Source organism: Oceanobacillus sp. FSL W7-1309 (genome assembly GCF_038002145.1).
GTDB lineage: Bacteria > Bacillota > Bacilli > Bacillales > Amphibacillaceae > Oceanobacillus > Oceanobacillus profundus.
The window spans coordinates 2152941-2165933 of the sequence record NZ_JBBOBX010000001.1 but is presented as its reverse complement, the minus strand read 5'-3'; the positions used below and the strand labels follow the sequence as shown (position 1 = coordinate 2165933).

Annotated in this window: 15 protein-coding genes; 6 read left to right on the top strand and 9 right to left on the bottom strand. The window is 38.8% G+C overall.

The window, feature by feature from the left end; genetic code table 11:
• Position 1 precedes the first annotated feature (1 nt).
• From NST46_RS10315 to NST46_RS10295, 5 genes are all read right to left on the bottom strand, one after another.
• On the bottom strand, positions 2-544 hold the full coding sequence (locus NST46_RS10315; protein WP_341137152.1) for a GNAT family N-acetyltransferase: 543 nt from the start codon (positions 542-544) through the stop codon (positions 2-4).
• Between the two features lie 25 nt (positions 545-569).
• On the bottom strand, positions 570-1121 hold the full coding sequence (locus NST46_RS10310; RefSeq protein ID WP_341137151.1) for a cysteine hydrolase family protein: 552 nt from the start codon (positions 1119-1121) through the stop codon (positions 570-572).
• Between the two features lie 15 nt (positions 1122-1136).
• Entirely contained in the window at positions 1137-1970 is an 834-nt protein-coding gene (gene thiD / locus NST46_RS10305; protein WP_341137150.1) for a bifunctional hydroxymethylpyrimidine kinase/phosphomethylpyrimidine kinase, read from the bottom strand.
• A 67-nt stretch (positions 1971-2037) separates the two neighbouring features.
• Complete coding sequence (locus tag NST46_RS10300; RefSeq protein ID WP_251660376.1) at positions 2038-2523, bottom strand: DUF456 domain-containing protein; 486 nt, start codon at positions 2521-2523, stop codon at positions 2038-2040.
• 24 nt (positions 2524-2547) lie between these two features.
• Positions 2548-3171, bottom strand: a complete 624-nt coding sequence (locus NST46_RS10295; protein ID WP_341137149.1) for a glycerol-3-phosphate acyltransferase — start codon at positions 3169-3171, stop codon at positions 2548-2550.
• Between the two features lie 413 nt (positions 3172-3584).
• Between NST46_RS10295 and NST46_RS10290 the strand changes: the two genes are divergently transcribed.
• A complete protein-coding gene (locus NST46_RS10290; protein ID WP_341137148.1) occupies positions 3585-4157 on the top strand; it encodes a M15 family metallopeptidase in 573 nt (190 codons plus the stop codon).
• 192 nt (positions 4158-4349) lie between these two features.
• Here the strand turns inward: NST46_RS10290 and NST46_RS10285 are convergent, their stop codons facing one another.
• Complete coding sequence (locus tag NST46_RS10285) at positions 4350-5309, bottom strand: bile acid:sodium symporter family protein (protein WP_251660372.1); 960 nt, start codon at positions 5307-5309, stop codon at positions 4350-4352.
• Positions 5296-6690: an FAD-binding oxidoreductase gene (locus NST46_RS10280; RefSeq protein WP_095311747.1), complete on the bottom strand. Its 1395-nt coding sequence runs from the start codon at positions 6688-6690 to the stop codon at positions 5296-5298. The genes NST46_RS10285 and NST46_RS10280 overlap by 14 nt, the downstream gene beginning before the upstream one ends.
• Before the next feature lie 183 nt (positions 6691-6873).
• On the opposite strand from NST46_RS10280, the gene NST46_RS10275 reads away from it, so the two are divergent.
• Positions 6874-7590, top strand: coding sequence for a FadR/GntR family transcriptional regulator (locus NST46_RS10275; RefSeq protein WP_095311745.1), 717 nt, complete (start codon positions 6874-6876; stop codon positions 7588-7590).
• Positions 7591-7661: 71 nt separating this feature from the next.
• On the opposite strand, the gene ytzI is transcribed toward NST46_RS10275, so the two are convergent.
• Entirely contained in the window at positions 7662-7820 is a 159-nt protein-coding gene (ytzI, locus tag NST46_RS10270) for a YtzI protein (RefSeq protein WP_341137147.1), read from the bottom strand.
• A 442-nt stretch (positions 7821-8262) separates the two neighbouring features.
• Between ytzI and ehuB the strand changes: the two genes are divergently transcribed.
• The 4 genes from ehuB (at position 8263) to ehuA (ending at position 11600) form a co-directional block, all read left to right on the top strand.
• On the top strand, positions 8263-9141 hold the full coding sequence (gene ehuB / locus NST46_RS10265) for an ectoine/hydroxyectoine ABC transporter substrate-binding protein EhuB (protein ID WP_251660368.1): 879 nt from the start codon (positions 8263-8265) through the stop codon (positions 9139-9141).
• Between the two features lie 309 nt (positions 9142-9450).
• On the top strand, positions 9451-10113 hold the full coding sequence (gene ehuC, locus NST46_RS10260; RefSeq protein ID WP_095311796.1) for an ectoine/hydroxyectoine ABC transporter permease subunit EhuC: 663 nt from the start codon (positions 9451-9453) through the stop codon (positions 10111-10113).
• The gene (gene ehuD / locus NST46_RS10255; protein WP_095311742.1) at positions 10110-10802 is read left to right on the top strand and encodes an ectoine/hydroxyectoine ABC transporter permease subunit EhuD; all 693 of its coding nucleotides are present in this window, start codon (positions 10110-10112) and stop codon (positions 10800-10802) included. Before ehuC ends, ehuD begins: the two co-directional genes overlap by 4 nt.
• Positions 10803-10829: 27 nt before the next feature.
• The gene (ehuA, locus tag NST46_RS10250) at positions 10830-11600 is read left to right on the top strand and encodes an ectoine/hydroxyectoine ABC transporter ATP-binding protein EhuA (protein WP_251660366.1); all 771 of its coding nucleotides are present in this window, start codon (positions 10830-10832) and stop codon (positions 11598-11600) included.
• A 292-nt stretch (positions 11601-11892) separates the two neighbouring features.
• Here ehuA and murB read toward each other — a convergent pair whose 3' ends face one another.
• A complete protein-coding gene (murB, locus tag NST46_RS10245) occupies positions 11893-12816 on the bottom strand; it encodes a UDP-N-acetylmuramate dehydrogenase (RefSeq protein ID WP_118889756.1) in 924 nt (307 codons plus the stop codon).
• Positions 12817-12993: the final 177 nt, after the last annotated feature.

The following is a 12993-nucleotide window of genomic DNA, read 5'->3' as shown; positions in this document are numbered from 1 at the left end:
GTCAAGGTTTACTGGTAATCGACTTCTCATAGAGAGAAAACATGTCCTCTCCATTTGCTACAACGTCCATTAACGTATAGCCTGCTTGTTGATAAAATTTGTTCAAAGCTGGATTATCAGCCACACAGTCTAAACGAATCCCACCTTTTTCCAATCGGATATTTTGATCGATCCAATCGAGTAACTTCCTGCCAATTTGCTGCTTGCGATATGCTTGTGCCACTGCTAGTCGATGAATGTAAAAACTATGCTCCTGACATTTTCCCCACAGCTCCATATCCCATTCATTTTGTACATCGGATAAATTTAGGGTTGCAACCAATTCCTCATTATGCTCAACGACATAGGTTGTACCAACTAAAATTCCTTGTTTAATCTCACTCGTTTCTCCGCCATTCCGCAAATATTCCCATTGGGATATACCTTTCCCTTCTAACCAACGAGCGGCATCTTGCAATAGTTGAATAACCGCCTCTGCATCTTCATTCGTTGCTTTCCTTACTTTATACTCTCCAAATGTGTTTTCTCGAAATAGCTCCTGCATCTGCTTCCCTCTCCTATCCAACGAACTATACCACTTTTGCACCTAATGTATTGATAAAATGCCCTAAAGCCCAATCATGTCCTTCCTGATTAAAGCTTGCCACCGCATCCTGATGAATAACAATGTTAAACCCTTTGTTATATGCATCAACCGCTGTATGCAAGACACAAATATCCGTGCATACACCAACAATATGGATTTCTCCAATGCCGCGCTCACGAAGCTTTATTTCCAGATCAGTTCCAGCAAATGCACTATAACGCGTCTTATCCATATAATAAACATTTACGTTATTTTTGCTTTTTTCATATACATCTGCAAGCCTTCCGTATAGATTGCGTCCTGGAGTATCAGCAATATTATGGGCTGGGAAAAGAGTAGTTTCCGGATGCAACCTGTCCCCTTCATGATGGATATCAATTGCAAAAACAACATAATCATCTGCTTGGATAAACTCCTCTGTCAATGCCACTATCTTCTCTTCAATAGCTTGTCCGGGTTCACCTGCTGTAAGTGCGCCATCTGCTGCAACAAAATCATTTGTATAATCGACATTAATCAATGCACGTTTTACCATGTTTTATTCCCCTTTTCATGTTAATGTTTCGATTTTAATTGGGTGTGCTTCTCCAAATTTACGCGATGCAGCATGAAAAGTTGGCCCTACAATATCTGTATAGGAAAAACCATGCTCTATCGCTGTTGTAACAAAGCTTTTTGCCAAACCAACTGCTTCTGCTACGGCTTGTCCTTTTGTTAAATTCGCTGTAATCGCTGCGGAATACGTGCACCCTGCTCCGCTTGTATTTATCGTATCAATTCGTGGTGCTGTAAAGGTCGTTAATGCAGTTCCATCAAACAGCACATCAACTGCTGGTCCTTCCAGCCTTCCACCCTTTACGAGGACACTTTTTGCCCCAAGCTTGTGTAAGTCAATTGCAGCTTGCTTTAAATCATCAACTGTATTTAATTCTCTTCCACCTAAAAGAATGGAAGCCTCGGGAACATTCGGTGTGATAATCGTTGCCATCGGTATTAATTGATGAACCAATTCCTCAATCGCGTCGTCTTTTAATAATTTGGAGTTCATTTTCCCAATCATAACCGGGTCCACAACGACTGTCTGAATTTCTTTTTTTCGAATGAGCCGTGCAACAACCTCGATTACCTCTTTGGAAAATAACATTCCAGTTTTAACGCCATCTGCACCAACCTGGTTTATCGCTGTCGAAAACTGCGCTTCAATCGCTTCAACGGATTGGAGATGGACATTTTTATTCGTTTCCGGGTGACGCCCAACTATCGCTGTTATAATACTCATTCCATATACGTCTAATTCTTCAAATGTTTTTAAATCGGCCTGAATCCCAGCACTACCTCCAGCTGCAGAACCGGCAATTGTTATTACTCTTACTGGATAGTTCATAATTCTTCATTGCTCCTAACTACGGTAATAAAAAATCCGGCACAAAAAGTTTTACTATATTTTCTGCTTAAAACAACACTAAAATAAAAAACCAAATAATCATAACGATTTGAATGACAACTTTCGCAACTGATCCCCCTAAAAATCCGAGAAGTGAACCAATGGATGCGCGGAACGCTTCTTTTACTGTTCGCCTTTGCACCATTTCAATAAGAAATACTGTAATAAAAGGAACGTAAATAATCCCGAATGGCGGTGTAATAAATGACCCAACAATTACTGCGATTGCGGCACCGCGTTCTCCAGATTTACTGCCACCGAATTTTTTTACAAAATAACTATTTGCAATGATATCCGCTGCAATTAGCAGCACGGTAAAGACAATCATAACAATCCAAAAAATCAAATTCAGCTCTTCACTATTCAACACAAAGTGATACAGTAAAAAACCACCCCATAGTACAAGTACAGATGGTACAATCGGAAAAATAATTCCTGCAAAGCTTAGGATAAATAAACCTGCAATAACAATCCAAATTAGAATGTCTAACATGATTTCCTCCATTTATTAACTCATTTAAGAGACTTTTTTACGAATCATACTCGATAGCTTTGTCTCTTCTTTTCTCATAATACGTTTATAATTCTCCATATGTTTCATAATACTCAAGACAGAAAGTAAGATAACAATCCATGTTGGTTCGATTCCAAAAAACAGAAAGGTCGTGATCAGAAATGATAGATACATACAAAGAACACCAATTACGAGGTAGTCGGTTGTAAATGTAAAGATAAGTAATATTGCTATCCCGATAAGTGCTATTTTCCAATCAATTGCGATAAGTGCACCTACCAGTGAAGCAGTCCCTTTCCCACCACTGAATTTCATCGTAATTGGATAATTATGCCCAATAATCACAAAAAATACGGTCGTATAGATTAATAGATATTTCCAATCCCCTGTAATTCCATTCTCCGTTATGATAAATAGTACGAGTAAAATAGCTAATGTAGCTTTAAATATGTCAATAAGTGCTACCAGAATACCATATTTCCACCCTAATATTATGGTCGTATTTGAAGCACCAGCATTTTTTACACCACTGTTTTTGATATCAACGTTTTTAATTTTCCCAACTAACTGAGACCCGTGAAGGCACCCAAACAAGTAGCCAATAATTCCGGCAATCAAAAAATACATATGCATTCCCCTTTCATTCTAGCTGAAGGATGTCACTTAATTTCACTAAAAATGTTATAAAAGCACTTTTATTATATCAAAATAATCTTTATAATCGCAGTTTTGTTTAAATCCTTTTGTTATTAGAATTCATGTTATTGGTTTGAGGGTTGAGTTATGATAAAGTGAAGTTTCATGCAGTAGATGTTTTCTTCCCCCTCTTCACGGAATGCCAGCATCACAAGGGAGACCTGCAGAACCTTGAACAGAATCAGGAATTTATGGATTGTTTAGGCTTTTTGATTCCCTCACATATAAAAGTGGAAGTATTACAGTCCCGTTAATACGTGTTAAAATAAACTATTCATTCTGCCTTACAGTGAGTACTGGCATTGTGTTAAAAATGCCGATACTCGAAAGGAAGTTTTATAAAAATGAAACGATGGAACGCAACAATTGTATCATGGATTATAATCATACTTTTTCTAGTTCTTCTATTTTATGTTTATAACGAGTGGAGTGGTGAGCATCGTTTATATATTGATGAAGATGCGCCCCTTCCAGACGGATTACATCCAATCGTTGAGGAAAATCAGAATGAACTTATTGAAATCGCTGCATCCGTTGGAATTGATGTCATCATTACCCAAGGATTCCGTTCATTTGAGCAACAGGATTCTCTTTATGAACAAGGCAGAACAAAGCCTGGCGATATTATAACAAATGCACAAGGCGGGCAATCCTATCACAATTATGGGCTTGCAATTGATTATGCACTACGGAATCAAAATGGTGAAATTATCTGGGACATTCACTATGATGGGAATAACAATGGTCATTCCGATTGGTTTGAGGTTGCTGATATTGCAAAAGAGCTGGGGTTTGATTGGGGTGGTGATTGGAGTAATTTTAAAGATTACCCACACCTGCAAATGACGTTCGGGTTAAGTCTTAGCGAATTACAGAGAGGCTACCGACCTCCAGAAGACAATTTATCTGATGAGTAACCCGTAACCCGTCTGAATTACTATTATTATTTGATATGGTTGTGATAATTTTTTGGCTTAGCCACACGGGAAAACGGTGAATTAAGAAAAATGGACAAAGGCGTCCATTTTTCCATTTATGATACCCTGCTAGTTACCCTAATCCTATCATTTGTTCATAGAAGAATATAGTAACAGAAGATTAAAAGCTTATTACATCACCTTTTTAATCTTCTCATCATTTTCTGGAATCGATTTATTTGCCCAGTAAGTTGCTAGGATTGGTCCAGAAATATTATGCCAGATTGCGCCCCATACACTCGGAAGTGCCGCAAGAGGACTGAAGTGTGCTGTTGCAAGGGCAACACCCAAGCCTGAGTTCTGCATACCTATTTCAATGGAAATAGCTCTTCGTTCGTTTTCTCCCAATCCCATCATTAAAGCAACTAAATAGCCTAGCAATAAACCAAAGCCATTATGGAGGAAAACAGCGATAAACACTAGGAACCCTGCTGCCACAACATTTCCAGCATTAGCTGCTGTAACCGCTGCCACAATAATCAAAATTGCAGCTACTGAAATAAGAGGAACAACCGTTACACCTTTTTCAACAGCAACAGGGAAAAATTTCTGTATCAAGAATCCTAGAATGATAGGAATAATGATAACCTGAATGATCGACATAAACATTGCAACTGGATCAACTGGTAACCATTGTCCAGCTAATAAATAGATAAGCAATGGCGTCATGATAGGTGCCATCATTGTTGAAAGAGAAGTCATTGCAACTGATAACGCAACATTTCCTCTTGCTAAATACACCATTACATTGGATGCCGTCCCACCTGGAACAGAGCCCAATAACACTAGCCCAGCTGCAAGCTCTGGAGGAAGCCTTAGTAAATAAGCAAGTGCAAAAGCAACAAGCGGCATGATCGTATACTGCGCACATATCCCAATGATTACTGGTATCGGTTTTGTAAATACTAATTTAAAATCTACAGGCTTTAATGTTAATCCCATCCCGAACATAACAACCCCAAGCAAAATCGTTATATAACCGCCGAAGATAAGAAAAGCTGGAGGATATAAGAATGCAACGACAGCAGCAAGAATAACTAAAACAGCAAAGTATTTTCCTGCTAACGCACTTATTTTTTCAATAAATTTCATTCAAGGTCTCCTCTTCTATTTCTACGATTTTATTGGGATTTAATAGGTTATTTGGATCTAATGCCTTTTTGATTTGCTTCATTATATCGAGGGCAGCTCCATGCTCTTGACGCTGATATGGCATCTTCCCAACTCCTACACCATGTTCACCCGTACAAGTTCCCCCACGCTCTAAGGCATACAGAACCACGTTTTTATTAAATTCATTTGCTCTTTTAATTTCTTCAGCATTTGCCATATCAATCATGATGAGACAATGAAAGTTACCATCACCTACATGTCCTAGGATACCACCTGGAACTCCTAGCTTATCCAGCTCTTTTCGAGCGTAGATGACGGAATTTGCTAATTCAGAAATCGGCACTGCTACATCGGTAAGCATCATTTTTTTGCCAGCATGACCATGAATATAGGCATACGCTAAGTTATGTCGTGCATCCCATAGATGATTACGCGCTGCATTATCGGTTTCAGAAGTAAAATTATCACAAGCGTGGTCCTGCATAATTTCTTTTGTAAATGCAACATCTGCATTTAGCCCAGCTTCATTACCATGGAATTCTAAAAAGAGGGTTGGTTTTACTGGATAATCTGTTTCACTGAACGTATTGATTTGTATAATCGAAGCTTCATCCACAAATTCGACCCTTGCAATTGGAATACCTGCTTGCAAAATTGATGTAACGGCTTGAATTGCTTGTGTAAGGCTAGGGAAGGTTGCGCGAGCTGCAACAACATGCTCTGGAATACCATATACTTGCAATGTTAATTCTGTAAAACATCCAAGTGTTCCCTCTGAACCAACAAACAGCCCGTTTAAATGATAACCAGATGCAGATTTTGCTGCTAAGCTGCCAGTTTGTATGACACTCCCATCAGCGAGAACAACTTCTAAGTTCCGCACCTGGTCACGCATAACTCCATATTTCACAGTAGTTGTTCCACTGGCATTAGTTGCTGCCATACCACCTAGTGTTGCATTTGCACCAGGGTCCACAGTGAAAAATAAACCATATTTTTTAAGTTCTTTATTCAACTGTTCTCTTGTGACACCAGGCTGAACCGTTACAAGCAAGTCCTCTTGTTTGATTTCGATAATCTTATTCATGAAGGAAAAATCAACAACGATGCCTTTCTGATAAGGAATCACATGTCCTTCTAAGCTTGACCCAACTCCAAAGGGGGTTATTGGTGTCTTAAATTCCTGCGACACCTTCATAATATAACTCACATCCTCTGTTGTTTTTGGAAAAACCACAACATCAGGAAGACTTGTTTGATGATATGTTTCGTCCTTGCTGTGCAACTCTCTAACAGTTTCATTCGTTGAAATTTGTTCTTCTGCTAATTTTGCTTTTAATGCCTGGATAACTTTTTCCATTCCCCTGCTCCTTCCAGCTTTTAATTGGTAGTACCAATTTATTTTTTATCTAATTTGTGTTAATATTGGAACAACCAGTTTATTAAGTCTATTATAATGATTTCCAACATTAATTCAATGATATTTCAGAAAATAACTTTATATTTTTTAAACTTTAAGTGATTATTGGAAGGCGGGAGGATTGTGGTCTCGGATAAGCGAAAAACAGCAGAGATTGTTTTAGAGAAAATAGTAGGAAATTTTCTAAAGAATCATTTGGAAACAGGTGATAAGCTACCATCTGAACGTGAATTAGCAAGACTTTTTGGTGTCAGCAGAAACTCAGTTCGAGAAGCATTACAAATTTTAGCGTTAAAAGATATTATTGAAATCAAGCGAGGCGGCGGAAGTTATGTTAAGCAATCAGACGCACAATTAATCCTTGATGAGCTTTTCGAGAAAGTAGTGACAGCTGAAAATCACTTGATATTTGAGATGCTGGAAGTTCGCCGGGCATTAGAAATTGAGGCAGTCTCACTCGCAGCAAAGCGAGCCACGGGAGAGGATCTTAACAACATCCGTAAGGCTTTGGAACAGATGGCTGTTACCATTGATGAAACAGAAATTGGGGTGCAGGCAGATTTGCATTTTCATATGTATATCGTGGCTGCATCGCATAATTCTATTTTAATCCACCTCGCACAAACTCTAATTAAACAAATGGAAGAAACCATTCGTACGACAAGACAAAATCGCTTTAAAGATGCTGATCGATACGAAGAAACATTTAATGAACATAAAGAAATCTATCTTGCAATTGCATCAGGTGATGATATATTAGCCAAATCACTGATGGAAGAGCATATTACGAGAGTGAGAAAAGAGTTAAGTGAAAACTCCCTGCCGAAATTTATAGCCTAAAGGCTTCATATAGTCGTTTAGTTTCCAGTAACGAAAAAAGGTCGCACATTTGTGTGACCCTTTTTCGTTGACTATTCATCCTGTTTTATCTGATCATTTTCTGTATCTTCAGGTTTTGGATCCACCGAATGCTTATATCCATAGCCTTTAGACAGCGTTACAAGTGAAAGCCATAAGACAAGCACAACAACTACTACAGACACTACACCAACAACTACGTACGTTCCCACCTTATAAAACCTCTCTTTATTCCTTATTTCTATTCATTATGCTTTAATATTCCTTTAAATTACTTCTAGATTAACCCACTAACCTAACTAGTTCAATAGTTTCGTGCAAATAGGGTATAAAGCCATAGTATAGGTTTTTTTAATAATCCTTTCCGCTTTACTACATTTATGAAATCTTGGGCATTGAAGAGTATTTGGGCTTATTTCCAAGCATCTTTCTGTATTAGAGAGCCTACATAATATAAGCACGAAATATAACGGTTAATTATAAATAATCTAAATATACAGCATTTGAATGAAAATTAATAAATCTATAACATTATAAATATGAATGCGGAAAAAAACCCCTTTTTCATGTATACGGTGATATACATCTAGTCCTATATCACCAAGCAAAAAAACAATAATTGGGTTTTATATTAAACAGGGAGGTCTTTTCATTTTGAAAAAAACAGGCTTTATATTATTTTTTGCTTTCATGCTTATACTCTTAGCTGCATGTGGATCAGATGATACAGCTAACGGAAATGGAAGCAAGCTAGAACAATTACAAGAATCAGGAACAGTTACGATTGGCTTTGCCAACGAAGCTCCATATGCGTATGAAGAAAACGGAGAACTAAAAGGCGCAGCTGTTGCTATTGCAGAAACTGTTTTTGCAGAGCTTGGAATTGATACAGTTGAATCCCAGCTATCTGATTGGAGTCAATTAATTCCAGGACTTCAAGCCGGACAATTTGACGTTATTACAGCAGGAATGGCGATTCAGCCAGATCGATGTGAAAATGCAGCTTTTAGTGAACCGACAATGCAATATGGAGAAGGGTTAATTGTAGAAGCTGGTAATCCACTGGGCTTAGAAAGCTATAAAGATATTGCTGATAATCCAGATGCAACCGTTGTTGTAATGGAAGGTGCTACAGAAATTGGATTTTTACAAGAAGAAGGTGTAGATCCTAGTCAAATTGTTACCGCACCTGATATTCCTGCAACCTTCTCAGCCGTACAGTCTGGCCGGGCAGATGCTACAACCGGAACTGAGATGACAGTTAAAATGGCGCTTGAATCGGCAAATACAGATGCACTTGAATTTGTTGAATCCTTTGAGCAGCCAGATATTAAGGGCGTACCAAGCTATGGTGCAGAAGCATTTAACCTAAATGATGCGGATTTACGTGATGCATACAATGAAAAATTAGCAGAATTAAAGGAAGATGGTACAATTGCGGATCTGTTAGATGAAAATGGCTTTAGCAGCGAAAGTAATTTTGTGCCAGTAGATGAAGTGACAACAGAGGAAGTTTGTAACGGGGAAGTATAAACATATATTATATTATAATGTGATATTTCATTCAGTGGAAAGTTCCTTTCTTCCCCACTAGGTGCTAATGGAACAGAATCAGGAATTTATGGGATGTTTTATCCCTCAGCTTTATGCTTTTGCCTTTCTCATGTTTAATTTAATGATCGAGTCTTACAGCCGTTCATGCGTGATAAAGGATGACTCCATAGGGTCTGATTCCCTGGTCCCGGGGAAGCAGGCCCTTTGTATTTCCTAAGCAGGTTGCAAAAAATGTTTAATCTAGAATTCTATTCGGAACCAAAACCGAAACTTGAAGGAGTGATTATAATGAATGCGATCATAGAGATTTTCCCACAGCTTGCAAGAGGACTTCATGTAACAATCACCGTCCTTCTTGCTTCAGCTATTCTAGCATATTTAATGGCTTTTATTGCTGGGTTATGCCGTCTTTCCGGGAACATCATCATCCGCAAATTCACAGGATTTTATGTGGAAGTTTTTCGAGGTACTTCCTTAATTGTTCAGTTATTCTGGCTTTACTACGCCATCCCAATGCTATTTGGCATTCAGCTAGGTTCCAACTGGTGGACGGGTGTAATTGCAATTGGATTAAATTACGGTGCGTATCTTTCGGAGGTTGTTCGTGGATCGATTCTTTCTGTTGCACAAGGTCAATCTGAAGCAGCAACAGCTCTAAACATGTCACGCTTTCAACGCATGCGGCTTGTTATTTTCCCGCAAGCAGTCCGGATGATGCTTCCTGAATTCGGTAACTATACCATTCAAATGCTAAAAGGAACTTCATTAGTTTCCTTAATTGGGATGACGGACATTTTATATTACGGCGACATTCTCCGAAGCTCGAACTTGTCGCAAGCACCAATTGTTTACTTATTAGTTCTTGTATTCTACTTTATTCTTGCGCTTCCACTTATTTGGCTGACAAGAAAAGGTGAACATATCTCTAAGAAAGGAGTTGCTAACGGATGAATAATAACTGGAGCTGGGAAACATTTATGGACGCCCTCCCCTTTGTATTGCAAGGGCTATGGATTACAGTCAGCTTAACGATTACGTGTTATTTATTCGCACTCCTACTCGGTTTTGTATGGACATTTCTCAGAAAAGTGCCGAATAAATTTTTCAATTGGGTGGTTACTTGGGTCATGGAATTTATTCGTTCTACTCCCCCACTTGTTCAGCTATTCTTCCTTTTCTATGCATGGCCGATGATTCCAGGGATTGGCGTCACATTAAGTCCTTTTACAAGTGCTGTACTTGGTCTTGGCATACATTTCAGTACATACATCGGAGAAATCTATCGTTCCGGTATTGAAAGTATCGATAAGGGGCAATGGGAGGCATCCAAAGCGTTGAACTTTTCTACCATTGATAAGTGGAGGAAAATCATTTTACCGCAAGCGATACCACCAACAATTCCAATGCTCGGTAACTATTTCATTATTATGTTTAAAGAGGTTCCACTTGCTTCCACAATAACAGTTGCTGGTATAATGTTAATGGCAAATAGTTATGGCGCTCAAAACTGGTCGTATCTAGAACCACTAACTATTGTTGGAATTATATTTTTAGTACTGAGCTATCCATCTGCGGTACTGATTAAGAAATTAGAAGTTAAAATGAATGCACGTTTTGATAAAAATGCAGCGATTAAATAGTATGTACAGAAGAGGAGTAATGACTTTATGACTGAACCTATCGTGAGATTCCAAGATGTGCATAAATCCTTTGGTGATTTTGACGTTTTAAAAGGGATTAATTTAGATATAAAACCAGCTGAAAAAGTAGCTGTTATCGGGCCAAGTGGGTCTGGAAAAACAACAATCATACGCATGCTGATGACATTGGAGGAGCCATCCTCTGGTGATATTATTGTGGATGGTAAAAATCTGTGGAAGATGGAAAAGAAAGAGAAGATGGTAAAAGCGAATGAAAAGCATTTAAGAGAAGTTCGTGGAGATATCGGAATGGTATTCCAGCATTTCAACCTTTTCCCGCATATGACAATCTTAGAGAACTGCATGACAGCTCCGATTCATGTGAAAAAGGAAAATAAAGAAGAGGTTCGCGATCGCTCTGTTAAAATGCTTGAACGTGTGGGGCTTGGGGACAAATTGGATAGCTATCCAAATCAGCTTTCCGGCGGGCAAAAACAGCGTGTCGCTATGGCCCGTGCACTTGTCATGCGGCCGAAGATTATGTTATTTGATGAAGTAACATCAGCACTTGACCCAGAGCTGGTCGGCGAAGTGCTTGAGGTTATACGTGATCTTGCGAAACATGAGGATATGGCAATGGTGCTTGTTACACACGAAATGGACTTTGCTCTTGATATCGCAGATAAAGTGCTGTTTCTTGATGAAGGTGTTATTGCAGAGCAAGGAACGGCAAGCGAGGTTATCGAGCATTCTGAGAATGAAAGATTGCAAGGATTCTTGCGCCGGTTTAGAGGATAGATTAAAGGTATTACTCCGTTCGGTTGGGGTAATACCTTTTAAATTTGATTTGGATATTGTGAGTGCGTGGAGAGGCTGTTTTTTTGAGGTTGGTGTCATAGCAGTACGGGTAGGTGTTTTAATTTGGGTTTTGGTGTCATAGCTGTGCAGGTAGGTGCTTTAATTTGGGTTTTAGTGTCATAGCTGTGCAGGTAGGTGTTTTATTTCGGGTTTTGGTGTCATAGCTGTTCGGGCAGAGAGATTGTTCAAGACATAAGAGAAGCTGCAACCACCCGATGATTACAGCTTAGCTTTATTCTACTGGATCCTCACCAATTATTCTTACTTCCCGTTCTAGATTGACTTTAAATTTCTCTTTTACGGTTTTCTGTACATAATGGATCAGTTCAATATATTCTTTTGCTGTTGCATTCTCTTTATTAACAATGAAGCCCGCATGCTTGAGCGAGACTTGCGCACCGCCAATTTGCTTTCCTTGAAGGTCACTGTCTTGGATTAATTTTCCTGCAAAATGGCCTGGCGGACGTTTAAATACACTTCCACAGGATGGGTATTCTAATGGTTGCTTTGACTCACGTTTGTATGTTAAATCATCCATTACTTCCTTAATCGCTTTTGGATCACCGGCTTTTAAAGTAAAGGTTGCTTCCAAAACGATGTACCCATGTTCCGGTATATTACTTGTACGGTAATCTAAATCCAATTGTTCTGCAGTTAATGTGAGAAGCTCTCCTTCTCGGTTAACGACCAACGTACTTGTTAGTACATCCTTGATTTCACCGCCATACGCTCCGGCATTCATATATAATGCACCACCAACAGATCCAGGTATACCACACGCAAATTCCAAGCCAGTTAGCTCTTCTTTTAATGCCTCTCGTGAAACATCAATAATTCGCGCACCGCTTTGAGCGATCATCCTATTGCTATCTGTTTTTATCGCAGAAAGTTTTTGCAGATTCATGACGATGCCACGAATCCCACCATCTTTCACAATTAGATTGGAGCCATTTCCAAGCATCGTAAAAGCTATATTTTCTTGATTTGCTAACTTAATAATCTGCTGTACTTGTTCATATGTTTCCGGCGTTACATAAAAATCTGCCTGCCCACCTAAACGGGTATACGTATGATTTTTCAAGTGTTCGTTCACCATCACATTACGCTCAGATGTTAATGCTATTAGTTTTTCGTACAGATGATGATTCATTGCCACTCCTATCATTCCTTTAACAAGTTATCATTTTTTCGGGAAGGCTATTTAGAAAAAATTACATTCACCAAGCCTCCCATAGTGAATGCTATTACGTGGACGCAGATAGAAAGTTATTATTGTTCACTATCTGCTTAAAAAATCACCAATTAAATACATGGTGACTTTTCACAAACAATC